We start from the raw sequence: 22,848 nt of genomic DNA, 5'->3' as shown, positions 1-22,848 counted from the left end.
AAAGAAACGTTAAAAATGACCAAGCTAAGTGTTAATATAAATAAGATCGCCACTCTAAGAAATTCAAGAGGAGGGGATGTTCCAAATGTGGTTCAATTCGCAAGAGATGTTCAAAGATTTGGTGCTGAGGGTGTCACTGTTCACCCAAGGCCAGATGAACGCCACATTACCTATCAAGATGTTTATGATTTAAAATCAGAAGTCTATACCGAGTTTAATATTGAAGGGAATCCTATAGATAAGTTCAATAAAATGGTGCTTGAGGTAAAGCCCACTCAAGTAACCTTGGTTCCCGATGCAGAGGATGCTATTACAAGTAACGCAGGTTGGGATACCATTAAGCATAAGAGCTTTCTTCAGGATGTCATCGCCCAATTTAAAGAAAGTGGGATTAGGACTTCTATTTTTGTTGATCCAGTTGAGGCTCAAATTGAAGGTGCTAAAGAAACTGGTACAGACAGAATTGAATTGTATACCGAAGCTTTTGCACATCAATTCGGTTTGGGTAATAAGAATGGCATTAAACCTTATTCGGCATGTGCAGAACTGGCCAATCAATTAGGTTTAGGAATCAATGCTGGACACGATTTGTCTTTGGATAATATCCAGTTTTTTAAAGAACATATTCCGGGGTTGTTGGAAGTCTCAATTGGACATGCTCTAATTTCTGAAAGTCTTTATTTGGGTATTGAGAATGTGGTTCAAATGTATTTAAACAAGTTGAAGTAAATGGAATTGTATTCAAATGTTATTGGTGAAGGTCGCCCGTTTATTATTCTTCATGGCTTTTTGGGCATGGGTGATAACTGGAAAAGCCTTGGAAAGGCTTTTGGAGAGCAGGGATTTGAAGTACATCTTTTAGATCAAAGAAACCATGGACGAAGTTTTCATGATGAGGCCTTTAATTATGAAGTGTTGGTGGCAGACCTCAAACATTATTGTGAAGTCAATAATTTGCGAGATATTATCCTTCTAGGGCACTCTATGGGTGGTAAAACAGCCATGTTGTTTGCCACACAGTATCCAGAATTGGTTTCTAAATTGATGGTAGCAGATATCTCTCCTAGGTTTTATCCAGTACATCATGATCGAATACTAGAAGGCTTAAGTAGTTTGGATTTTTCAGAATTAGCTTCTAGGGGTGAAGCCGACGATCAATTGGCAAAGTATGTTTCAGATTTTGGTACAAGACAGTTTTTATTGAAGAATCTTTATTGGGTAGAAAAAGGGCAGCTAGGTTTGAGAATGAACTTACCGGTGTTAAAAGCGCAGGTTGAAGAAGTAGGTGAGGCTTTGCCGATGCATGCGAAATTTGATGGTGACACCTTGTTTTTAAGAGGTGATAAAAGTGAGTATATTTCCCTTGAGGATGAGTCAATCATCCATAGACACTTCCCAAAAGCTAAAATTGTAACAGTAAGTAATGCGGGACATTGGTTGCATGCCGAGAATCCAGAGGAATTTTATAATTACGTCATAGATTTTATCAAGTAGTTTTTTGTACTTTTAAGAAAAACGATTACGATATGAATCTTATCCTCAAAATTTTATTAAATGCCGTGGCCGTCATTATTTTGGCCTACATCCTTCCGGGAGTATCTGTATCCGGCTTCGGAACCGCCATTTTGGTGGCTTTGGTTCTTGGAATTTTAAACCTTTTGGTCAAGCCTTTGTTGGTTATCTTGACATTGCCCATTACCATTTTAACCCTAGGGTTATTTTTATTGGTGGTTAATGCCATTATTATTTTGATTGCCAGGGAAATGATTGGCGGTTTTGATGTGAGTAGCATCTGGACAGCCATACTTTTTAGCATTCTTTTATCCATTCTAGAATCTATTCTACATTCCCTTTTGGATAAGGATAAAAAGTAAGTGAATTTCAGACCGTTAAAAACTTTGTGGGGTTGCGAAAAAGTTATACTTTTGCAACCCTTTTTAATTACAATAAGTTTTATTACCCTTAGGGTTTATTACATTCCATATGAATATTACAAGAGAAAACATTGATGAGTTAAATGCTGTAGTAAAGGTAGATATCGAGAAATCGGATTACAGCGACAAAGTTGAAAAGATCTTATCGGATTACCGTAAAACTGCTTCTGTACCTGGATTTAGAAAAGGTCACGTGCCTATTGGGATGGTAAAAAAGCAGTACGGTAAAGCAGTTTTGGTTGATGAAGTGAACAAGCTTTTACAGGATGCACTTAACAAATATTTGACTGAGGAAAAATTGGATGTTTTAGGTCATCCACTTCCAAAGCCACAAGATAACCTTGATTGGGATGCAGAGCAATTGTCTTTTGAATTTGAATTAGGATTAGCTCCTGAATTTTCAGTTGATTTAAGTCCTAAAAAAGCAATTACCCATTATACTATCATAGCGGATGACAAAATGATCAACGAACAAGTCGAAAGCATCCAAAAGCAATATGGTAAATTAGTTTCTCAAGAAGAAGTTTCTAAAGACAGCGAGGTTACTGGTGTTTACAGTAACGAGGAGAAAGGTATCGAAAATAGAGTTACTTTAACCCTAGATAAATTCAAAGGAAAAGCGACTGAAAAGAAATTTATTGGAGCAAAAGTTGGTGATGTCATTACTTTAAAAACTAAAGGATTGTATAGCGATGACCACGAATTAATGCATGCATTGAAGGTAAGTCATGATGAAGTTCATGATTTGGATATTGAAGTGAACTTTACAATTTCTGAAATTAACAACCGTGAATTAGCAGATTTAGATCAAGACTTATTTGATAAATTATTTGGTAAGGACGTAGTGAAGTCAGTAACTGAATTGAAAGAAAAAATCAAAGAAGATGCTGAGAAACAATTTAAGCAACAAGCTGATCAAAAATTGTTGAATGACGTAACTGAATATTTAGTTGACAGTACCAAATTTGAATTACCAGCAGAATTCCTTCAAAAATGGATTCAAACATCTGGAGAGCAACCTTTGGATGAAGTACAAGCTAAAGAAGAGTATGAAAAGTCTGAAAAAGGATTGCGTTATCAGTTGATTGAAGGAAAGTTGGTGGGTGATAATAACATCCAAGTGACTATGGAGGATGTGACTGGTCATACTAAAGAAATGATTAAAGCACAAATGGCGCAATTTGGTCAAATGAATCCTTCTGAAGAGGAATTAGATGGAATCGCTTCAAGAGTTTTGACTAACCAAGAAGAAGTTCGTAGAATTTCTGAGCAAATCATTAGTCAAAAATTACTATCCTTTTATAAGGAAAATGTAAAGCTTAAAGAGAAGGAAGTAACTTACGAGAACTTTGTGAAAGAAGTTTACGGAGACAAGTAATTAAGATTCTTTTAAAGAATAAATGCTTATATTTAGGCGTTGGAAATTAAGCTTTCAACGCCTTTTTAATTGGTTAATTTTTATTAGAATATATTTATGGATTACGCTAAAGAATTTGAAAAATTCGCTATAAAAGATCAAGGGATTAGCAGTACTTACTACAACAAGATAATGAGTAGTATGTATCCTGTTGGTTTAACTCCCAATATTATTGAAGAACGTCAAATGAACATTGCGATTTTTGATGTGTTTTCACGTTTAATGATGGACCGAATTATCTTCTTGGGAACGGCAATTAATGATCAAGTTGCAAATATCATTCAGGCCCAATTGTTGTTTTTGGAAAGTACAGACTCTTCTAAAGACATTCAGATTTATATAAACTCTCCAGGTGGGGGTGTATATGCTGGTTTGGGTATTTATGACACCATGCAGTTTATTAAGCCAGATGTGGCTACTATTTGTACTGGTATGGCAGCATCAATGGGAGCAGTATTGCTATGTGCTGGTAAAGAAGGTAAACGTAGCGGATTGCCGCACTCAAGGGTGATGATTCATCAACCTTTAGGTGGCGCTCAAGGTCAGGCTAGTGATATTGAAATTACGGCTAGGGAGATTTTAAAATTAAAAGAAGAATTATATCAAATTATCAGTAAGCACTCGGGTCAACCTTACGACAAGGTATATGATGACAGTGATCGTGATTACTGGATGAAAGCTGAACAAGCTAAAGAATATGGAATGATTGACGAAGTATTGATGCGCAGTTAATCATAGAAGTAAGTAAAAGTAAAGTATGGCAAAAGAAGAATTAGAATGCTCGTTTTGTGGTAGAAAAAAGCCAGAAACTAATTTATTGATTGCAGGTTTAGATGCTCACATTTGTGACCGTTGTATCGAACAGGCCCATGGTATTGTTTTGGAAGAATCCAAGCAAAGCCATAACACCGAGTTGTCGGCCGAATTGATGTTGCGTAAGCCTCAAAAAATCAAACAATTTCTTGATGAATATATTATTGGTCAAGAAGCTACTAAAAAAGTGATGTCTGTGGCTGTATATAACCACTACAAAAGGTTATTGCAATCACCTACAGATGATGATATTGAAATTCAAAAAAGTAATATCGTTATGGTGGGACAGACTGGTACTGGTAAAACCTTAATGGCGAAAACCATTGCCCGTATGCTTAATGTGCCGTTAGCTATTGTTGACGCCACTGTTTTAACAGAGGCAGGCTATGTGGGTGAAGATGTGGAAAGTATTTTGACCCGATTGCTGCAAGCGGCTGATTACAATTTGGAAAAGGCAGAAAAAGGCATCGTTTTTATCGATGAGATAGATAAGATTGCGCGTAAAAGTGATAATCCATCCATTACAAGAGACGTATCTGGAGAGGGAGTACAGCAGGCCTTGTTGAAATTATTGGAAGGTACAGTAGTTAATGTACCGCCCAAAGGAGGTAGAAAGCACCCCGATCAAAAATTCATAGAAGTCAATACCGAAAACATTTTGTTCATTGCAGGAGGAGCTTTTGATGGTATCGAAAAAATCATCTCCAAGCGTTTAAATATGAAAGCGGTTGGGTATAGTGCTTCCATGTCTGATGACCAAATTGACAATGACAATTTATTGCAATATATCATTCCGAAAGATTTAAAGGACTTTGGATTGATTCCTGAAATAATTGGGCGTTTACCGGTTCTTACGTATATGAATCCGTTGGATGATAAAACGTTGAGAGCTATTTTGACAGAGCCTAAGAATGCTATTATCAAGCAATATAAAAAGTTGTTTGAAATGGATGATATCGATTTTAGTATCACCGATGGCGCTTTAGACTTTATTGTTGAAAAAGCCGTAGAATACAAACTTGGAGCACGTGGACTACGTTCTTTATGCGAGGAAATTTTAACGGATGCTATGTTTGAAATGCCAGGTACAAATGACAAAGAGCTTAAGGTCACTAAGGCCTATGCTGAAGATAAATTGACAAAAACTACATTAAAGAAACTGAAAGCGGTTTCGTAAGTAGCTTTACTACATAAAAAAAGCCTCCTAAATCTAGGAGGCTTTTTTATTTCTATGGATTGAAGTAATTAATAATGCAATATTATAATTCGTTTTCTTCTAATATTGAGGTAAATCTAATAGAATTATCCTTTTTAAAAAAGGAGATAAAATGCCTTTTAGACCAACCTTAAAAAATACTCGATAAAAATTTTCTTACAGTCAATTTCTCCGATTAAGTACCTATTGGTTCATGCCTAACAAATCGTCAAGGTACATTCTTGTATTTGAGAGCCTAGGGACCTTGTGTTGACCTCCCAATTTACCATGTTGTTTTAACCAATCATAAAATAGTTTGGGTCTTGCCATGTGAATCTTAGGTTTATTCAGAGTCATATTGTTGTACCTTTTGGCTTCATAGTCTGAATTTAAGGCCTTCAGAGCATTGTCAAACAATTCGTTAAAATAATCAATGTCTTGAGGTGGAATTTTAAATTCAATGAGCCACTCGTGGGCCCCTTTTTCCTTGCCTTCCATGAAAATAGGAGCTGCCGTATAATCTACAATTTGTGCTCCTGTTTTTTGACATACCTTTCTTAGGGCATCTTCAGCATTTTCAATGATCAATTCTTCACCAAACACATTAATATGATGCTTGGTTCTACCAGAAACTTTGATCCGGTACGGTTTTACGGAGGTGAATTTTACCGTATCACCAATTTTATAACGCCACAGACCTGCATTTGTTGTGATGACAATAGCATAGTTTTTATCAAGCTCTACTTGGTTGAGAGGAATCACATGTTCAGATTCTGTTCCGTAGCAATCCATTGGAATGAATTCGTAGAAAATTCCATAGTCCAACATGAGCAATAATTCACTGGATTTGTTCCTGTCTTGAATAGCAAAAAAACCTTCCGAAGCATTATAGATTTCATAATACCTGAAATCTTTTTTGGGAAGGATTGATTTGTATTGGTTTTTATATGGAGTGAAACTAACACCGCCATGGAAGTAAACTTCCAAGTTGGGCCAAATATCCAATAAACTATCTTTATTGGTATAATCTAAAACATTGTTTAATAACACCAACATCCATGATGGTACGCCAGCTAAACTTGTCACATTCTCTTCAACGGTCTCTTCTACAATGGCCTGCATTTTTTCTTCCCAATTGCTCATTAATGAAACACGGTTACTCGGCGTGCTGCTGAACTCTGCCCAAAAGGGCATATTGTCAATTAGAATGGCTGATAAATCGCCAAAAATGGTTCCATTTTCTCTATACAGTTCTTTGCTTCCTCCCAGTCTTAAACTCTTTCCAGTAAAAAGTTGGGAATCTTCATTATTGTTTAAGTACATACACAGTAGATCCTTGCTCGCCGCATAATGGCAATCCTCCAAGGAATCTCCACTTACAGGAATGAATTTACTTTTACTGTTTGTGGTGCCGCTTGATTTGGCAAACCATTTAATAGGTTCTGGCCAGAATATATTGGTTTCGCCTTGACGGGAACGTTCAATGTCTGGGCTTAAATCTTCGTAGTTGGAAATAGGAATGCGTTTTGCAAAAGTTTCATAATCCCCAATGGATTGGAAATCATAGCGTCTACCAATTTCTGTGTCTTTGGCTTTCTCCAATAAATGGGAAAGCAGTTCCATCTGCACTTCATTGGGGTACTTTAAGAAAAGTTCTATCTGGTGAAATCGTTTCTTTAAAAACCAAGAAGCAATAGAATTTACTATTGGAAATGGCATATTTGCATTATCTTTAAAAAACTAAAAATAATACTTTTTTTTATGACCTACCAAGGTGTCTTGACAAAAATGGAGACTGAGTTTTTAAACCCGATTCAATACTATTTGGTGTTTGAAAATGACTTTATCAATCTGAATCAATTGTTGGGTAAAACAATCACCATGCAATTTGTTAAATACCAGTGTTTAAACTGTGGTTTAGATAAGCCCATCTATCGCCAGGGATTTTGTAAAAGTTGCTTTTTTGAAGTTCCACAAGCAGCAGATTGGGTGATGAAGCCTGAATTGAGTAAGGCACATTTGGATCAGGAAGAACGTGATTTAGCATATGAAAAGAAAGTACAATTACAGCCCCATATCGTTTATTTGGCGAATTCCAGTAGCGTGAAAGTTGGAGTCACTAGAAAAACTCAAGTGCCAACTAGGTGGATTGATCAAGGCGCACATGAAGCTATTGAAATTGTTGAGGTTCCCAATAGATATTTGGCAGGGATTACTGAAGTAGCTCTAAAGGAGCATGTGAGTGATAAGACCAATTGGAGAACCATGCTCAAGAATGATGTGGTTGATGAAAATCTGGTCGAGTGGCGTGAACGATTAAAGGAGTTTATTCCTGAGGAAGCAAAGGAATATTATATCGAAAACAACACTGAAACCGAACTTGATTTTCCTGTTTCTAAATATCCTACAAAGCCCAGTAGTTTGAATATTGAAAAGCAAAAAAGTTTTGAAGGTAAATTAGTTGGGGTAAAGGGACAATACCTGATTTTTGAAGATGATACCGTCTTTAATGTCCGGTCCAACGAAGGGCTTGTTGTAGCCATCGAAATTAAAGTTTAACAGCTCTTTAATAGAGGTGCGTTTTCTTTTTGAGTACTTTAAGAAGAAAACATGAAAATCCCAGTAATGTTCTATGTGGTATTTACTACCTTATGTCTAGTAGCTTTAACTGTTATGGTAGGTATGGGGTTGCCATTCCATTGGGTTTATTATGTGATGATTTTTGGGCAGCTAATGATGTTGATTATGGTGTATAAAGTTTTAAGGGATAACTACAGGACCAATAAAACCTTTAAAGACTTTTATGAAGACCATCCTATCACAAATGATTAAATCAGTCTTTTTTCAATATATTCTGAATTCATAATTCTCAAAGCTCCCATATAATCTGTTCTAAAGCTAATGATGTCACCTATTTTGTAATCAATTTCAGTTTGTGAAATATCAAGGACCAACATGTCTGAGCTCGCGCCTACAAAATTGACGGACTCATCCAAACATCTTAAAAAATCAATTTTAGAAACATCCAGTAAACCGACGTCTAGAATGGCTCGTTTCTGTATTTCTGTCCATTTTGACTCATCAACTTCAAACATGTCGCCCGAAGGGTTTTTTTCCAATTCGCCATATGGAACGCTTGGTTTTTCTGTAATTTCTATGATTTCACAATGCAGGGTGAAAACATCATCTTTCATGCCCTCTATGGTGGTGTTTTCAAAAAGATCGCTCCCGAAGAAAAGGGTTTCACCCACTCTAAAATGATTGATCCCTTTCGGAACAATGCCTTTTAATAGTAAGGGTACCATTACAGATGATCCACCAGAAACACCATCTATTTTTTGATCAAATTTGGCTTCAATAAGCTGTTCGTAAAGACAAAGCTGAATGAGTTTGTCCTTACTAGGCATGACACCACTTAAACAATTCAAGTTGGTACCTATACCAGCAACTTGTATGTTTGGAAGCTCAAAAATAGCCTTATAGAAATCCATCAAATGATCTCCCATGATCCCTTCCCTTAAGTCACCTAATTCAATCATGATGACAACTCGGTGTACTTTATTTTGTCTTTTGGCTTCCTCAGATAGCCATTTAATAGTGGTGAATTCGGTATTAAAACTTACATCAGCAAAGGTGACAATGTCCTTAATGATATGCTTGGAAGGTGGCTTGATATAAATAGTGCCTACTTCAGGTTTTATTTTCCTAATGGTTTTGAGATTTGTCAACCGCGCATCGCAAACTTGTTCATCACCTAAACTCAAAACAAATTCCAGAAAAAGTTCATTGCCGCAAAGCATTTTTAGAACTGGAGCCCATTCTACTTGGTGGCTATCAAACAGATCCTTTAAAAATTGGTAATTATGAACAAGCGAAGCTTTGTTTAAAGTAAAATAGGCCATGGTTTAGTTTATAATTCTTGGTATGTCTTTATCGATTCTTGAAAGGACTTCATAATTGAGTTGATCGGTCATATTTCCGAAAGAAGATACCGTAATTTCCAGATCTCCTTGTTTGCCTATCAAAATGACCTCATCATTTATTTTAATGGTTGGGTCACTTGTAATATCGATTAGAAGCATGTTCATGTTTACAATACCAGTGACACCATATCTTTGATTGTTAATGATAACACGGCCTTGGTTGCTTAGACTCCTGCTATAGCCATAACCGTATCCAATAGGGACAGATGCTATAGTCATATCCTGTTCTGCAAGGTACGAATTTCCGTAACCAATATATTGACCTTTAGGAACCTCTTTGATGTCCATGACATAGGATTTCCAACTTAAAATAGGTTTTAGAGGATCTTTATGCACATGTTTCTGGGTAATATGTGAGATGAAATTTTCTCTACTTGGCCAAAGGCCGTATTGAAGAATTCCGACACGCACCATGTCATAATTATCTTTAGGAAATGATAGAACTGCAGCGCTACAAGAGGCATGTATTCTTTCAGGTTTAATACCCTTTTTCTTAAAAAACTTGATGGCTTTTTTAAAGATTTGTCTCTGATTTTTTACTCTTAGATAGTTGCTGATGCTCTCTGCCCCCGCGTAATGGGTGCAAATTCCCTGTATGCCTAAATGTTCGTTATTCAGTAGGAGGGTATTCGCTAAGTTTTTCCATTCATCCTGATTAAACCCCGTTCGATTCATACCAGTTTCAATTTCTAAATGAACACGAGCTTTTCGGTTCATGGTTTTTGCTAATTGAACCATGTAATCCAATCGTTGGATATTAAACACATAAAACTCAATGTCATTCTCCAATACCCATGAAGCATGCTCCTCGCTGATATCTCCCATAATCATTATGGAAAAATCGCCTTTTGCTTTTTCAAAAACTTGTTTGGCTTCTAGGGAGCTAAACACTGCAAAATGATTGATACCCAATTCTTGTAGTAAGGGAACCATAATGGAGATTCCATGCCCATAAGCATTCCCTTTTAAAACCGAAGAAATAATGGTTCCTTCATCCAATAAGGTTTTTATGTATGTGATGTTTTTAGCTAATGCTTTTTTATTTATTTCAAGAATCGAATTAGGCATGTATTTGTTTTATTATTTGATGGAACATGTTTATTCCGTGAGTGATGATTTCATCTGGGAAATCATAATCGGGGTTATGTAAAGCTGGAGCATTTTGTCCTGCACCAAGCCCAAACATGGCCCCTTTGAATTTTTGGGTAAATAGACCAAAATCCTCTCCCCATTTAAAAGGGAACTGTTTGTTGACGTATGAAAATCCAAGAGTATTAGCAGCTTCTTTAATATGAGAAACTGCTTCAGGATGGTTGTTGTTTGAAAGGAATTCATCAAACCATTGAATGGTATAGTTGAGTTTGTAAATATGACAGGTCTTTTTGACTATCGTTATGAGATGATTTTTTAAGTGTTCCAATTGAGTGGTGGTCCAACATCTCAAAGTAAAATGAACTTCCCCATCTCCCGCAGAAATACCGTAGTCCTTTGATCCTATTCTGCTGTAAACTGTTGCAATCGTTGAAAAATTGGGATTCGTTTCTTCAGGATTTGATAGCCCTTTGATTCGCTGGATTAATTCTGAAATAGCTAAGTCAGGGTTGATGCCCTTGTCTGGTTCAGCGGCATGCGAAGTTTTACCAGTCAAAGTAATCGCAAGACTAATGACCGAAGGAGTAAAGGTGTTTTCTCTACATATAATCTGTCCTATATCAAACCCAGGAACATTGTGAAGAGCGAATGCAAAATCAGGCTTCTTTTCTAAAAGGAGCGGTTCTTTCAGTATGGCTTTAGCTCCGGTACCAATTTCTTCAGCCGGTTGGAAGAGTAGAATCACTTTTCCAGATGAAATGGGATGGTTGTATATTTCTCTTGCTAGTCCTATCAAAATAGTGCTATGTCCATCATGTCCACATTTATGGGAAATGTTGTCATATTCAGAAGCATGATCAAATGTATTTATTTCTCTAATTGGAAGAGCATCAAGTTCAGCTCGATATAAGCTAGTTGGGCCTTCTTTGTCGGCTTCAAAAATAGCGGCTACGCCAAATCCGCCTAGTTGGGTTATGATTTGTGACGGATTGAAATATTTTAGGGTTTCAGAAATTTTTTTGGCTGTTTTTACTTCATAGCCTGAAAGTTCTGGATGTTTGTGTAGTTCTTTTCTAAACTCAATCAAATCTTTCAATCCATGTATTTTCATAAGACTATTTTTGATAGCTGATAGATCATTAATGATTTGGTGATTTCTACTAAGATAGCATAAAAGCCAATAGGTGAGAGCTAAATTAAGATTAAAACCCTCTTTAAATAGGAGGGTTTTAAATCTTTTAATTCTTCAAATTATGAATCATTTAAGAAGGAAATAAAACTTCGCAAGTCCATTCAAGAAATAAGAATCATGTCCATGGTAAAAAGCAAATTTTTTGAAGCCATTGTGAACTTCTACTTTTGAAGTCGCATTTCAAGATATTTATTCTCGAAACCCAATTTTTCGTAAAGAAGTTTGGCAGGATTGTCTGGTTCGACATGCAACGCTATACTGCCTTGTGCCAATTCTATGGCTTTTTCCATGAGTTGCTTGCCAATTCCTTGGCCTCTGGCATCATGATGAACAGCAATATATACCAAAATGTTCTCAGGAATATAACCTTGCATCCCAGTTTCATTGAAGATGGTGATGCCCTTGATACCTTCTTTATCTTTGATTACCAAAACAAAACCACCCTGTGCCGAGATATTGTCTTTTACTGCATAATCTAGGCATTTGGCAATATCTTCCTTTTTATCCCCATATTGTTCAAGATGGGTATGTAAAAAGCCAATGATGGTTTCTTTTTCTTCGTCTGTTGGTTTGGTATTAGGGTTATATAATTTGAATACATTCATAATTATACCGCTTCCTCATCCCTAATCTGCTGAATGTAAGCAGCCTTTTGGATTTCTCTGCGTCGTCTTACCGATTTTTTGGTGTAGTATTGATTTTCTCTTAAGTTTTGCATAATTTTTACGTTACGGTGTTTCCTCTTGTAACGTTTTAATGCTCTTTCAATTTTTTCTCCTTCTTTTACTTCGATTTTAATCATGTATAGATTTTAATTGTTTATGAATCTTAGGTCTATCCCAAGTAAGTTTTTAATATTTTGTTTTTTGAGGTATGTCTTAATCTTCTGATACCTTTTTCTTTGATCTGTCTAACTCGTTCCCTTGTAAGCCCAAAGGTTTCTCCAATTTCTTCCAAACTCATAGGTTGTTCATTGCTGATGCCATAATAAAGTCTAATGACGTCTGCTTCTCTTTGAGATAAGGTGTCTAATGCTCGGTTGATTTCCACATTTAAGGAATCTCTCATTAAATCTTTATCTGGGTTGGGCGATTCTCCAGATTTTACAACATCATATAGGCTGGAATCTTCACCTTCTTTAAGAGGCGCGTCCATAGATAAATGGCGTCCCGAGTTTTTGATGGATTGCTTAACGTCTGTAACAGTCATATCCAGCTCCTTTGCAATCTCCTCAGCGCTTGGAGGTCTTTCATGCACTTGCTCTAAGGTAGAGAAGGCTTTATTGATTTTGTTGATGGAGCCGATTTTATTTAATGGCAATCTAACAATTCTCGCTTGTTCGGCAAGAGCTTGAAGAATCGATTGCCTAATCCACCACACAGCATAAGAAATGAATTTAAATCCGCGGGTTTCATCAAAACGCTTCGCTGCTTTTACAAGTCCTGCGTTTCCTTCGTTAATTAAATCGGGGAGTTTAAGGCCTTGATTTTGATACTGTTTGGCTACTGAAACTACAAATCGCAAGTTGGCTGTGGTTAATTTTTCCAAAGCAATCTGGTCTCCTTCTTTTATTCTTTGGGCCAGTTCTACTTCTTCTTCGGCGGTAATCATTGGGATTTTGCTAATATCCTGAAGATATTTATCCAATGATTTTGATTCCCTGTTTGTAACTTGCTTGGTAATTTTTAATTGCCTCATGTAAAAGATTTAGATATTTAAATGTTTCTCTAGCTTTACATGATAACCTTTTTATTGAAATATCCAAAGAAAAAGGCAATTCTTTAATAAAAATGACCAAAATTCATGCTAAATCAAGTGAGTTTTGGTCATTTTTATGAATTTTATCCTATTTTATAGAGTCAGATTCTTTTTTCTGTTTGTTTAAGAGACCGCCTAAGACATTTTTGATTCCTTGTTGAACGGTGTTCGAATTATTTGTTGTTGTCTCCGTAGTGTCGGTAGCACTTTCTTGATGTGCAGATTCTTGTGCCTGACCAATTCCTGATAATAAATCTTTAATGGCACCCGCACCTTCATTCAATAGTTTTTCTTTTTGAATCTCAATAAGCTGTTGTGTCAATTTAGAAACTGAAGCATTGAGATCTGTCGAAATAGCTGGATTGGAAATGGCTCCTGTTATGTTAGCTGTAACTGGGATACTGATGTTGTTTACCTCATTATCATTGATTTTACCAATAAGTCTGTTGACTTCACTTCCTAAATATTTGGCTGGAACGTCTAATACTGCCTTATAATTCATGTTTTGATCAAAACCATGGGAACCTGAAATTTCAATATCAATATCCTTATAAGCTAGTTTAAATGGTTTCACATTTACTTGTCCGTTGTCAAATACCAAATCAGTCTTTAAGTCTTTGTCTGATAGTGCATCAAAATCTATAAAGTTGAAAGTGTTGTCCAATTGATTTAATAAAGGACTATTACTGGTATTGATTTCCCTTGTCAATAATTCGGCAAAGGCAGATCCAGAGATTGAATTTAAACTCGGTGTCATTTGTTCGTCTAGATTCCCGTTTAAGCTAATCGTTGTGTTCAATTGCCCTTCTAGAAATTTGGCAATAGGAGCAAGAGCTTGCAGTAATTCTAAATCCTTAAATGATTTAGAGATATCAAAATCTTCAGCACCTAAGTTCATTTTAAAGGTAGGGGTGTCATTTTTGGTGGAAACCGTTCCCATTAAAGCCAGAGTACCATCAAAGATATTAGCTGTCATATTTTGTAGATTGGCTTCTTGATCTTTAATGCTAAGCGTCCCGTTCAGATTTTTTAATTCAAGATTGTCGTAGACCACGGTATTAGCTTTGGCTTGAATGGTGCAATCCAGAAAATCAGGAATTTTTGTCGGGGAGCTTTCTTCATTGTTGGTTGAGGTCTCTTCTTCATTTTCAACTTCCGAAGTCATAAAATCACTAACTACCAAATTTTTTGAATTTAAGTTGAAGTTTCCTTGAAGTTTATTTTTACCGAAAATAAAGCCCATGAAGTTTTTCAATGATCCGTTCATTTGTAGATCAGATTGTCCTGTTCTTGCTTTAAAGTTGGTAACGTTGACAATACTTGGATTGAAGTCGAGGCTTGCTGTTTCTATTTGAATTGGATTTTGAAATCCTTCAGAAGAATAAACGAGATTGGTCAAAGTTAAATTACCACTAGTTTTAATTCTTTCATATCGGTTGTTTTCAACGGCATCCATATCAAAAGAAGTATTGACATTTCCTTTTAGTATACCGCTCAATTCATTTTCTAAAGATATTGGGTAGGCCTTTGTTAAATTACTTAGGTTTAAAACACCATCCACAAATGCTTGCACCTGCATATTTGAAGTGAGATTTCTGATAGTGGCTGATGACTTAAATTTATCTTGATCAATTGCAAAATTTAAAGTTTTAATATCAACATAGGTGTCATCTTTTTCCCCAGTTTCATTTTTGATAATTGTATTAATGGTAATGTCATTGATGCCTTTGGGAAGGTCTGGATATTTAAATGCAGCATTATTTGAGGTGATAGCTATATCAAAGGTTGGGATGGTTTCTTCTGAAAGCAAACCTTTGACAGCACCCGATATTTTAAAATCACCATTAGTTTCTACTTTATCAAGATCCTTGGAATAGGTCTCTGGGATGAGTGCTAAAAAGTCTTTGAACGAAGATCCAGGATTTTGGAACGTTAAATCAATGTCCTGCCCTTCATCCAATAATTGCACATAACCATCAAACTCCAGTGGCAATTGATTAATAAGAGCTTTATTTTCTTTAAAGGTGTACTTGCCGTTTTCCAAATCCAATGCTAAAAGGGCATCCAATTTGAAATGGTTATTGGTTAAATAGTTGGTGCTATCCATGCTAAAACTTACATTGGTTTCGGTTTCAGTATCCAGTTCCGAAGTTTCTGCAGAGAAAACACCTTTACCCGAATGGTTCAATTCCGTTATATAAACCTCCATTTTTGAGGTCTCATCCAAATAGGTAATCGCACTGTTGTTGATGCTGTAATCTTCAATTTCAAACGCAAAACCATTTTCAGTAGAATCCTCTAGAGTTGGAGTTTCTGGACTTTCTTTGGTAATGTCATAATTGTTGTTGCCTAACTTATCTGTTTTTAAAGTGACCATCGCTTCATTTACATGAATGCTATTGATAACCATAGGTCCTTCACTAGTGTTTTTAAAAAGTTCAGGAAGTGGCATAGAAAAGGAAATAGACTTAACTGTGGCAAAGGTTTCATCTTTAAAAGGCGCATTATTAGTGATGACTAAATTGTCTACACTCACATGAGCTTTAGGAAAGTTTTGTATGAGACTTAAATCAACATCTGTAAATTCTACCTTGGCATTCAGGTTATCATTGATATAGTTTTTTACTAAATCTTTGATTTGCGATTGAAATGCAAATGGGGCAATAAGTAAAATAAGCAAAAGGGTAATAATAATTCCACCTAGTATTTTTAGTGCTTTTTTCATGAAATGGTTTTTGGTTGTGTAGGTATGTACGTATTAAAATAACTGGCTAGTTGGCGGTTTGCAAAAGTTTAATAAAACTTTAATATTCTACAACAGGCTGATTTCTTCGTTTTCTTTGAGTTTAAATTTCCTTTTAAAAAGATAGACGCCTAAATATAGAAACGGGGTATCGAGGACTGCAATAATTATTTTGAAAATAAAACCGCTTACTAAAAGGCCGAAGAATAAATCCCATGAAATTTTGCCAAACGAACACAATAAAATGAGTACTGTGCTGGTGTCTACAAATTGAGAGGTGAAGGTTGAGAAGTTATTGCGCAACCACAGGTGTTTTCCTTTGGTCAAACGTTTCCAGAAGTGATAAATTTGGATGTCAATAAATTGGGCGAACAAATAGGCCAACATACTTGCAAAGACAGCAATGGCAGTACTTCCGAAGACCTTTGAAAATAAGTCGTTTTGAACGGGTGACCAATCGGTTGCCGGTACAGCGTTTGAAACATATACAATCAATAAGGAAAAGAAAGAAGCAAATATTCCAGCAATAACCACATGGTTTGCTCTTTTCTTTCCGTAGATCTCACTGATTAAATCGGTGATAAGGAAGGTGACGGGATAGGGCAAAATGCCAACCGAAATTTCAAATAATTTGGTGCCAAAAATTTCAACTTCCAATGGGTACCAATAGAAAAACTTTTGAAATATGAGGTTGGAAACCACTAGTGAAGTGATAAATAAAGCTGCTAAAAATAAATAGGTGTTTTGGGCTGCTAGCTTGTCTTTTGACGTCATATAATTTGTGGATAAATAGGTTTTGTAAATATAAAGTATTAAAATTTCTTTTAGTTATTTTGCCTGACTATGATCCATGCAATAAACGTCTACATAGCATTAGGAAGTAACAAAGGCCATAAGTTTGATAATTTACAGCAAGCCATAGATTTGATCTTTGAGAAGGTAGGGGCTGTAAAAGCTATTTCCAAAGTTTATCAAACCGAAGCGGTTGGTTTTGATGGTGATGATTTTTATAATGCATGCGTGATGGTAGAGACTAATTTATCAGCGCAAAAGGTTTTAACCGAATTGATGGGCATCGAGAATCGGTTGGGTCGAGAGCGGTCTGAAGGAGCGGGCTATGAATCTCGAACCATTGACTTGGATTTGTTGCTTTATGGTGAGGCGGAAATTAATGACAGCAACTTGATTGTTCCGCATCCCGAGATTCAAAACCGGCAATTTGTTTTAAAGCCACTTATGGATTTATCTGCAGAAATGGTGCATCCTAAACTTAAAAAAACAGTCAAGGAATTGCAGCAGGAAAGTGTGGACCAGTCTCCTTTGGAACCTGTCAATATTTGGCTTAAGAATCCTAAAAGTAGATTTGAGTTCAACCAATACAATTATATTGCTATAGAGGGCAATATTGGGGCAGGAAAAACCAGTTTGGCAACCCAGATTTCAAAAGATTTTAATGCAAAATTGGTTTTAGAGCGTTTTGCTGATAATCCCTTTTTGCCCAAATTTTATGAGGATGCCAAACGGTATGCTTTTACCCTGGAAATGTCATTCTTGGCAGATCGCTATCAGCAAATATCCGACGATCTCTCTCAGTTTGATTTGTTTAAAGATTTTATCGTTAGTGATTATGATATATTCAAATCGTTGATTTTTTCCAAGATTACACTTCCCGAAGATGAATTTAATCTATACAGAAAGCTGTTTTACCTGATGTATAAAGACATTGCTAAACCCGATCTTTATGTGTATTTGTATCAAAACACCCAGCGTTTACAGCAAAACATCAAACATCGCGGACGTGATTATGAGCAGAACATTCAAGATGAGTATTTAGAAAAAATCAATGCGGGTTATTTGGAGTTTTTGAAAAATCAAAACGAGCTAAAGGTGAAAATCATAGATATTTCTGAAAGAGATTTTGTTCGCAATAGAGAAGACTATTTGTGGCTGTTAAAGGAGATTTGTCATGTCGTATAAACATCAAGTTGTTCAAGTGGAGGATATCAAAGTTGTGGGTGTTCATGCTCCAGCGACCTTTCAAACCATAGCTCATGTAACAGGGAGTTTGGCAAGAGCATTTATGCCGAGGCGTAAAGAGATTGAGAACCGCATAGGGACACATTCCTTTTCTGTTCAGGACTATGATGCTGTGTTTCAGGATGTCACACCTCAAACCTCTTTTGGAAAATGGGTAGGTGTGGAAGTTTCAGATTTTGAAAATGTACCCGAGGGGATGAATTCTTTGGTTTTGCCAGGAGGAGCCTATTTGGTTATAGAATTTGAAGGCTCTCCGTCTGATTTTCCTAAGCTTTGGCAATTTATTTTGCAAGGATGGTTGCCATTCTCCAACTATAAGCTGGATAAAAGACCCCATTTTGAAAAACTCCCGAAAACTTACAATCCGCTAAATCCCATTAATAAAGAGGAAGTTTGGGTACCTTTGGTTTTAAAGTGAAAATTAGGCCTGTTATTTAGGTTTTGATAGATTTATCTTGTCTTGATAGTTACCATATCTAGGTTGTAAAGAATGTCGTCACAATCCGCCCTTTCTGATTGTCCAGCGTTATTTCATTTAAGATTTGCTGGGTTTTAGGTGTGAAATTAAATGGTGGTTGTAAAAGATCCACCCCGCTTTTTTGTTTCAATCTAATGCCTTGACCCGAGATTATATCCTTATTTGGAGTAAAATCTCCCATAGGAAGGTGCTCCGTGAGTATGATGTATTTATATGAAGCTATTTTCTTTAGAATGCGCCTTATTTCTATGTTGGAGAGGTGCTGAAGAACTTGACGCAGAATAACGCAATCAGCGGGAGGGAGGTTGTCTTTGGAAATATCCAATGTGTAAAATTCCAGGTCTTTTTCCGTGAATAGCGTTTTGTTTCTTTCAATCAAGGATGCTACAATATCAATGCCGATATATTTTTGAGTGAATGGAGCTAATTGCCTACCTATATTAAAATCGCCACAGCCCAAATCACAAACAATCAATGAGGAGTCAAAGTTTTTTAGAAAAGCCGAAACAGAATCGACATAAGGCTCGACTATTTTTGGGTCGTGAGACCCTTCGCCCGAATAGAAATCATGTGGGTATCCACCCCAAAGGTGTTGGTCATAAATTTGTTCCATGGACGCCTTAGTAGGCCAAGGTTGTTTGGGTCTTTTGGACACTAATTGTTTATTTTACTGAATAGATCCCATATCACCACGCCGCAACTTACAGAGATATTTAAGGAGTGTTTGGTTCCAAATTGTGGAATTTCCAACACCAAATCACTGTGACTAACTACTTCTTGTGATACCCCTTTTACTTCATTTCCAAATACCAGAGCATAGGTGGTTCCTGGGTCTGGTTGAAAATCATTTAGCATAGTAGCGTTTTCAGCTTGTTCTATGGAAGCTATTTTAACGCCCTCCGCTTGTAGTTTTTTGACCAATTCCAGGGTGTTTTCTACATATTCCCAAGCCACAGTCTCTGTACTGCCCAAAGCTGTTTTGTGAATGTCTTTGTTTGGTGGTTTGGCAGTGATACCGCACAAGTATATTTTTTCTATTAAAAAAGCGTCACTTGTCCTAAAAACCGAACCGATATTGTTCAGACTTCTGATGTTGTCCAGAATGACAATAATGGGTGTCTTTTCAGAAGATTTGAATTCTTCAATGCTTAATCGTTCTAACTCACTGTTTTTTAATTTACGCATGCGACCTTTGTGGATAAATGTAGATAACTTATAGGTTATCAGTTTCAAAAACCTTGAAAATATAGTTACTTTAGCAGCTATACTTATTGGCAAAAATAATAGAATAAAATCATTTAACCATTGGCTAAAAAAGCAAAAAAAGTAACCCCGTTAATGCAACAATACAATACCATTAAGGCAAAGTATCCTGATGCGTTATTGCTTTTCCGGGTTGGGGATTTTTATGAGACGTTTGGAGAAGACGCCGTTAAGGCAGCTAAGATTTTGGATATTGTTTTGACCAATAGAAATAATGGTGGAGAAAGAACCGAATTGGCTGGTTTTCCACATCATTCTTTAAACACCTATTTACCAAAATTGGTAAAGGCTGGTGAACGGGTAGCTATTTGTGATCAATTGGAAGACCCCAAACAAACTAAGACCATTGTCAAAAGAGGGGTGACAGAACTGGTAACTCCAGGTGTGGCTTTGAATGATGAGGTGCTAAGGTCCAAATCCAATAACTTTCTCTGTGCTGTACATTTTGATAAAAAGTATATCGGAATTAGCTTTTTGGATATTTCTACTGGTGAGTTTTTAACCTCTCAGGGAGACGAAGAATATATCGATAAGTTGCTTCAGAATTTTGGGCCAAGTGAAGTTTTGGTTTCCAAACAAAAAAGAAGAGAATTTGCTGAGGCTTTTGGTGATGATCACCATACATTTTATATGGAAGATTGGGTATATCAGCCTGATTATGCCAATGAAACACTTACAAGGCATTTTGATACCAAGTCTCTCAAAGGCTTTGGAATTGATAATTTGTATGAAGGGATTATTGCTTCAGGAGCAATCCTGCATTATTTAGGGGAGACGCAGCATCATAAACTAGAGCATATTACTTCGATAAGTAGGATTGCAGAGGATGAATACGTTTGGATGGATCGCTTTACTATTAGAAATTTAGAGTTGTACCATTCCAATAACCATGCGGCGGTGACCTTACTGAATATTATCGATAGAACGATAACACCCATGGGAGGACGTATGCTTAAAAGATGGTTGGCACTTCCCTTAAAAAACATAGAAAAAATCAACCAGCGACACCAAGTTGTTCAGTATTTAAAGGACAATCAAACGGTCTTGCAGAAGTTACAGGGCCATATAAAGCATATAGGCGATATTGAACGCTTGATTTCAAAAGTGGCTACGGCTAAGGTAAGTCCGCGAGAGGTGATTCAACTCAAAAATTCCTTGGAAGCCATCGTGCCTATAAAGGCTATGGCTACTAATAGTGAAAATGAATCGCTTCGTGCCATTGGCGATATGTTGCAGAGTTGTGATGCCCTAAGGCAGAAAATCAAGGAGATGCTCAATGAGGATGCTCCGGTCAATGTGTTAAAAGGGCATACCATTGCAGAAGGCTATTCGGCAGAGTTGGATGATTTAAGAAAGCTTTCCAGTTCTGGGAAGCAGTATTTGGATGAGATGCTGGATCGTGAAAGTGAACGTACGGGGATTCCGTCGCTTAAAATTGCTTCCAACAATGTATTTGGATATTACATTGAAGTAAGAAATACACATAAGGATAAGGTACCTCAAGAATGGATCAGAAAGCAAACATTGGTTAATGCCGAACGCTATATAACCGAAGAGCTTAAAGAATATGAATCTAAGATACTAGGTGCCGAAGAACGTATTTTGACGATCGAGCAACAATTATTTGGAGAACTGGTTTCCTGGATGAGTCAATATATCAAACCAGTGCAACAAAATGCCTTTTTAATAGGTCAGTTAGATTGTCTTTCAGGTTTTACCCAATTAGCTCAAGAAAATAATTATACCTATCCCATTATTGATGAATCGCATGATTTGGATATCAAAAATGGTAGACATCCGGTTATTGAAAAACAATTGCCGCCAAGTGAGGCTTATATTGCCAATGATGTACTCTTAACAAGAGATGACCAGCAAATCATAATGATTACAGGTCCTAATATGTCTGGTAAATCGGCCATCTTACGTCAAACGGCTTTAATTGTTTTGATGGCGCAAATAGGAAGTTTTGTTCCAGCCGAATCGGCTAAATTGGGATTGGTTGACAAGATTTTTACAAGGGTAGGAGCCAGTGATAATATTTCTATGGGCGAATCTACTTTCATGGTTGAGATGAATGAAACGGCGTCTATTTTGAATAACATCTCAGATAGGAGTTTGGTGTTATTGGATGAAATTGGTCGTGGAACAAGCACCTATGATGGAATTTCCATCGCGTGGGCCATCACCGAGTATTTACATGAGCATCCGGCCAAACCAAAAACGTTGTTTGCGACCCATTATCACGAGTTGAATGAGATGAGTGAAACGTTTGGTCGTATCAAGAATTTCAATGTTTCCGTAAAAGAGTTGAAAGATAATGTGCTGTTTTTAAGGAAGCTGGTAGAAGGAGGTAGTGAGCATAGTTTTGGAATCCATGTGGCGAAAATGGCTGGGATGCCACAACAGGTCATTCGTAGAGCAAATAAAATCTTGGAAAAACTTGAAAAGTCCCATTCCAGTGAAGAGTTGACAGATAAGGTAAAAACCTTAACAGATGATTTACAATTGAGTTTCTTTAATTTGGATGATCCTTTATTAGAACAAATTAAGGAGGAGATTTTGCATACAGATATTGATACGTTGACACCAGTTGAGGCTTTAATGAAGCTCAATGAAATCAAAAGAATGCTTGTGAAAAAGAAGCAGGCTTAAATAATTTGTATTATTTTTTAAAAAAGGCTTTGCTTTTCATTTAAAAATTTTAAATTTGCATCCGCATTTAGACAAATGCACGTTCTTAAAATACTGCGAAAGTAGCTCAGGGGTAGAGCATCACCTTGCCAAGGTGAGGGTCGCGGGTTCAAATCCCGTCTTTCGCTCTGGGTTTACCACAAAATACGATGCAGAAGTGGTGGAATTGGTAGACACGTTGGACTTAAAATCCAATGAACATTAGTTCGTGCGGGTTCAAGTCCCGCCTTCTGTACTAAAAAAATCCGTAAC

General features: G+C 36.6%; 22 protein-coding genes and 2 tRNA genes. 13 read left to right on the top strand and 11 right to left on the bottom strand.

Going from position 1 to position 22,848, the window contains the following annotated elements; translation table 11 throughout:
• The first annotated feature begins 15 nt into the window (after positions 1-15).
• The 6 genes from ZA07_RS00910 to clpX all read left to right on the top strand — a co-directional run bounded on the left by ZA07_RS00910 (position 16) and on the right by clpX (position 5,341).
• Entirely contained in the window at positions 16-729 is a 714-nt protein-coding gene (locus tag ZA07_RS00910; protein ID WP_053969854.1) for a pyridoxine 5'-phosphate synthase, read from the top strand.
• Positions 730-1,494, top strand: a complete 765-nt coding sequence (locus ZA07_RS00905) for an alpha/beta fold hydrolase (protein ID WP_053969853.1) — start codon at positions 730-732, stop codon at positions 1,492-1,494.
• 32 nt (positions 1,495-1,526) lie between these two features.
• On the top strand, positions 1,527-1,874 hold the full coding sequence (locus ZA07_RS00900; protein WP_053969852.1) for a phage holin family protein: 348 nt from the start codon (positions 1,527-1,529) through the stop codon (positions 1,872-1,874).
• 109 nt (positions 1,875-1,983) lie between these two features.
• The gene (tig, locus tag ZA07_RS00895; protein WP_053969851.1) at positions 1,984-3,312 is read left to right on the top strand and encodes a trigger factor; all 1,329 of its coding nucleotides are present in this window, start codon (positions 1,984-1,986) and stop codon (positions 3,310-3,312) included.
• 96 nt (positions 3,313-3,408) lie between these two features.
• The gene (gene clpP, locus ZA07_RS00890; protein WP_053969850.1) at positions 3,409-4,083 is read left to right on the top strand and encodes an ATP-dependent Clp endopeptidase proteolytic subunit ClpP; all 675 of its coding nucleotides are present in this window, start codon (positions 3,409-3,411) and stop codon (positions 4,081-4,083) included.
• Between the two features lie 25 nt (positions 4,084-4,108).
• Positions 4,109-5,341: an ATP-dependent Clp protease ATP-binding subunit ClpX gene (gene clpX, locus ZA07_RS00885; RefSeq protein ID WP_053969849.1), complete on the top strand. Its 1,233-nt coding sequence runs from the start codon at positions 4,109-4,111 to the stop codon at positions 5,339-5,341.
• 222 nt (positions 5,342-5,563) lie between these two features.
• Here the strand turns inward: clpX and ZA07_RS00880 are convergent, their stop codons facing one another.
• Positions 5,564-7,078, bottom strand: coding sequence for a GH3 auxin-responsive promoter family protein (locus ZA07_RS00880; RefSeq protein WP_053969848.1), 1,515 nt, complete (start codon positions 7,076-7,078; stop codon positions 5,564-5,566).
• Between the two features lie 42 nt (positions 7,079-7,120).
• Here ZA07_RS00880 and ZA07_RS00875 point away from each other — a divergent pair, with 42 nt between their 5' ends.
• Both ZA07_RS00875 and ZA07_RS00870 read left to right on the top strand, forming a co-directional pair.
• On the top strand, positions 7,121-7,918 hold the full coding sequence (locus ZA07_RS00875; RefSeq protein ID WP_053969847.1) for a DUF2797 domain-containing protein: 798 nt from the start codon (positions 7,121-7,123) through the stop codon (positions 7,916-7,918).
• Between the two features lie 51 nt (positions 7,919-7,969).
• Complete coding sequence (locus ZA07_RS00870) at positions 7,970-8,191, top strand: hypothetical protein (protein WP_053969846.1); 222 nt, start codon at positions 7,970-7,972, stop codon at positions 8,189-8,191.
• On the opposite strand, the gene ZA07_RS00865 is transcribed toward ZA07_RS00870, so the two are convergent.
• The 8 genes from ZA07_RS00865 to ZA07_RS00830 all read right to left on the bottom strand — a co-directional run bounded on the left by ZA07_RS00865 (position 8,188) and on the right by ZA07_RS00830 (position 16,901).
• The gene (locus ZA07_RS00865; protein WP_053969845.1) at positions 8,188-9,261 is read right to left on the bottom strand and encodes an alanine racemase; all 1,074 of its coding nucleotides are present in this window, start codon (positions 9,259-9,261) and stop codon (positions 8,188-8,190) included. The genes ZA07_RS00870 and ZA07_RS00865 overlap by 4 nt on opposite strands.
• A gap of 3 nt (positions 9,262-9,264) precedes the next feature.
• A complete protein-coding gene (alr, locus tag ZA07_RS00860) occupies positions 9,265-10,410 on the bottom strand; it encodes an alanine racemase (RefSeq protein WP_053969844.1) in 1,146 nt (381 codons plus the stop codon).
• Positions 10,403-11,545 (bottom strand): amidohydrolase, encoded by a 1,143-nt coding sequence (locus tag ZA07_RS00855; RefSeq protein WP_053969843.1) that lies wholly within the window; start codon positions 11,543-11,545, stop codon positions 10,403-10,405. Before ZA07_RS00855 ends, alr begins: the two co-directional genes overlap by 8 nt.
• Before the next feature lie 242 nt (positions 11,546-11,787).
• The gene (locus tag ZA07_RS00850; protein WP_053969842.1) at positions 11,788-12,231 is read right to left on the bottom strand and encodes a GNAT family N-acetyltransferase; all 444 of its coding nucleotides are present in this window, start codon (positions 12,229-12,231) and stop codon (positions 11,788-11,790) included.
• 2 nt (positions 12,232-12,233) lie between these two features.
• Positions 12,234-12,428: a 30S ribosomal protein S21 gene (gene rpsU, locus ZA07_RS00845; RefSeq protein WP_053969841.1), complete on the bottom strand. Its 195-nt coding sequence runs from the start codon at positions 12,426-12,428 to the stop codon at positions 12,234-12,236.
• Positions 12,429-12,460: 32 nt separating this feature from the next.
• Positions 12,461-13,324 (bottom strand): RNA polymerase sigma factor RpoD/SigA, encoded by an 864-nt coding sequence (locus ZA07_RS00840; RefSeq protein WP_053969840.1) that lies wholly within the window; start codon positions 13,322-13,324, stop codon positions 12,461-12,463.
• Positions 13,325-13,472: 148 nt separating this feature from the next.
• The gene (locus ZA07_RS00835; RefSeq protein WP_053969839.1) at positions 13,473-16,109 is read right to left on the bottom strand and encodes an AsmA-like C-terminal region-containing protein; all 2,637 of its coding nucleotides are present in this window, start codon (positions 16,107-16,109) and stop codon (positions 13,473-13,475) included.
• A gap of 87 nt (positions 16,110-16,196) precedes the next feature.
• Positions 16,197-16,901 (bottom strand): queuosine precursor transporter, encoded by a 705-nt coding sequence (locus ZA07_RS00830; RefSeq protein ID WP_053969838.1) that lies wholly within the window; start codon positions 16,899-16,901, stop codon positions 16,197-16,199.
• A gap of 69 nt (positions 16,902-16,970) precedes the next feature.
• Here ZA07_RS00830 and folK point away from each other — a divergent pair, with 69 nt between their 5' ends.
• Together folK and ZA07_RS00820 are read left to right on the top strand one after the other, a co-directional pair.
• The gene (gene folK / locus ZA07_RS00825; protein ID WP_053969837.1) at positions 16,971-18,104 is read left to right on the top strand and encodes a 2-amino-4-hydroxy-6-hydroxymethyldihydropteridine diphosphokinase; all 1,134 of its coding nucleotides are present in this window, start codon (positions 16,971-16,973) and stop codon (positions 18,102-18,104) included.
• Positions 18,094-18,582, top strand: a complete 489-nt coding sequence (locus tag ZA07_RS00820) for a GyrI-like domain-containing protein (protein WP_053969836.1) — start codon at positions 18,094-18,096, stop codon at positions 18,580-18,582. The genes folK and ZA07_RS00820 overlap by 11 nt, the downstream gene beginning before the upstream one ends.
• 58 nt (positions 18,583-18,640) lie before the next feature.
• Here ZA07_RS00820 and ZA07_RS00815 read toward each other — a convergent pair whose 3' ends face one another.
• Together ZA07_RS00815 and ZA07_RS00810 are read right to left on the bottom strand one after the other, a co-directional pair.
• Complete coding sequence (locus ZA07_RS00815) at positions 18,641-19,297, bottom strand: class I SAM-dependent methyltransferase (RefSeq protein ID WP_231628606.1); 657 nt, start codon at positions 19,295-19,297, stop codon at positions 18,641-18,643.
• On the bottom strand, positions 19,297-19,827 hold the full coding sequence (locus tag ZA07_RS00810) for an RNA methyltransferase (RefSeq protein WP_053969834.1): 531 nt from the start codon (positions 19,825-19,827) through the stop codon (positions 19,297-19,299). Before ZA07_RS00810 ends, ZA07_RS00815 begins: the two co-directional genes overlap by 1 nt.
• A 120-nt stretch (positions 19,828-19,947) precedes the next feature.
• On the opposite strand from ZA07_RS00810, the gene mutS reads away from it, so the two are divergent.
• The 3 genes from mutS to ZA07_RS00795 all read left to right on the top strand — a co-directional run bounded on the left by mutS (position 19,948) and on the right by ZA07_RS00795 (position 22,831).
• The gene (gene mutS, locus ZA07_RS00805) at positions 19,948-22,557 is read left to right on the top strand and encodes a DNA mismatch repair protein MutS (protein ID WP_053969833.1); all 2,610 of its coding nucleotides are present in this window, start codon (positions 19,948-19,950) and stop codon (positions 22,555-22,557) included.
• Between the two features lie 95 nt (positions 22,558-22,652).
• A tRNA-Gly gene (locus tag ZA07_RS00800) sits at positions 22,653-22,724 on the top strand.
• Positions 22,725-22,747: 23 nt separating this feature from the next.
• Positions 22,748-22,831: transfer RNA gene (locus tag ZA07_RS00795), tRNA-Leu, on the top strand.
• The last annotated feature ends 17 nt before the right edge of the window (positions 22,832-22,848 follow it).

This window comes from Mangrovimonas sp. ST2L15, from assembly GCF_001280515.1.
Lineage (GTDB): Bacteria > Bacteroidota > Bacteroidia > Flavobacteriales > Flavobacteriaceae > Mangrovimonas > Mangrovimonas futianensis.
Note: the sequence above shows the minus strand (reverse complement) of the source record. Positions and strands in the feature narration are given on the sequence as shown.

What these genes read in the sequence shown, in the direction of transcription:
- ZA07_RS00910 (WP_053969854.1), top strand. Translation starts at nt 16, where the DNA reads ATGACCAAGCTAAGTGTTAATATAAATAAGATCGCCACTCTAAGAAAT.
- ZA07_RS00905 (WP_053969853.1), top strand. Translation starts at nt 730, where the DNA reads ATGGAATTGTATTCAAATGTTATTGGTGAAGGTCGCCCGTTTATTATT.
- ZA07_RS00900 (WP_053969852.1), top strand. Translation starts at nt 1,527, where the DNA reads ATGAATCTTATCCTCAAAATTTTATTAAATGCCGTGGCCGTCATTATT.
- tig (WP_053969851.1), top strand. Translation starts at nt 1,984, where the DNA reads ATGAATATTACAAGAGAAAACATTGATGAGTTAAATGCTGTAGTAAAG.
- clpP (WP_053969850.1), top strand. Translation starts at nt 3,409, where the DNA reads ATGGATTACGCTAAAGAATTTGAAAAATTCGCTATAAAAGATCAAGGG.
- clpX (WP_053969849.1), top strand. Translation starts at nt 4,109, where the DNA reads ATGGCAAAAGAAGAATTAGAATGCTCGTTTTGTGGTAGAAAAAAGCCA.
- ZA07_RS00880 (WP_053969848.1), bottom strand. Translation starts at nt 7,078, where the DNA reads ATGCCATTTCCAATAGTAAATTCTATTGCTTCTTGGTTTTTAAAGAAA.
- ZA07_RS00875 (WP_053969847.1), top strand. Translation starts at nt 7,121, where the DNA reads ATGACCTACCAAGGTGTCTTGACAAAAATGGAGACTGAGTTTTTAAAC.
- ZA07_RS00870 (WP_053969846.1), top strand. Translation starts at nt 7,970, where the DNA reads ATGAAAATCCCAGTAATGTTCTATGTGGTATTTACTACCTTATGTCTA.
- ZA07_RS00865 (WP_053969845.1), bottom strand. Translation starts at nt 9,261, where the DNA reads ATGGCCTATTTTACTTTAAACAAAGCTTCGCTTGTTCATAATTACCAA.
- alr (WP_053969844.1), bottom strand. Translation starts at nt 10,410, where the DNA reads ATGCCTAATTCGATTCTTGAAATAAATAAAAAAGCATTAGCTAAAAAC.
- ZA07_RS00855 (WP_053969843.1), bottom strand. Translation starts at nt 11,545, where the DNA reads ATGAAAATACATGGATTGAAAGATTTGATTGAGTTTAGAAAAGAACTA.
- ZA07_RS00850 (WP_053969842.1), bottom strand. Translation starts at nt 12,231, where the DNA reads ATGAATGTATTCAAATTATATAACCCTAATACCAAACCAACAGACGAA.
- rpsU (WP_053969841.1), bottom strand. Translation starts at nt 12,428, where the DNA reads ATGATTAAAATCGAAGTAAAAGAAGGAGAAAAAATTGAAAGAGCATTA.
- ZA07_RS00840 (WP_053969840.1), bottom strand. Translation starts at nt 13,324, where the DNA reads ATGAGGCAATTAAAAATTACCAAGCAAGTTACAAACAGGGAATCAAAA.
- ZA07_RS00835 (WP_053969839.1), bottom strand. Translation starts at nt 16,109, where the DNA reads ATGAAAAAAGCACTAAAAATACTAGGTGGAATTATTATTACCCTTTTG.
- ZA07_RS00830 (WP_053969838.1), bottom strand. Translation starts at nt 16,901, where the DNA reads ATGACGTCAAAAGACAAGCTAGCAGCCCAAAACACCTATTTATTTTTA.
- folK (WP_053969837.1), top strand. Translation starts at nt 16,971, where the DNA reads ATGATCCATGCAATAAACGTCTACATAGCATTAGGAAGTAACAAAGGC.
- ZA07_RS00820 (WP_053969836.1), top strand. Translation starts at nt 18,094, where the DNA reads ATGTCGTATAAACATCAAGTTGTTCAAGTGGAGGATATCAAAGTTGTG.
- ZA07_RS00810 (WP_053969834.1), bottom strand. Translation starts at nt 19,827, where the DNA reads ATGCGTAAATTAAAAAACAGTGAGTTAGAACGATTAAGCATTGAAGAA.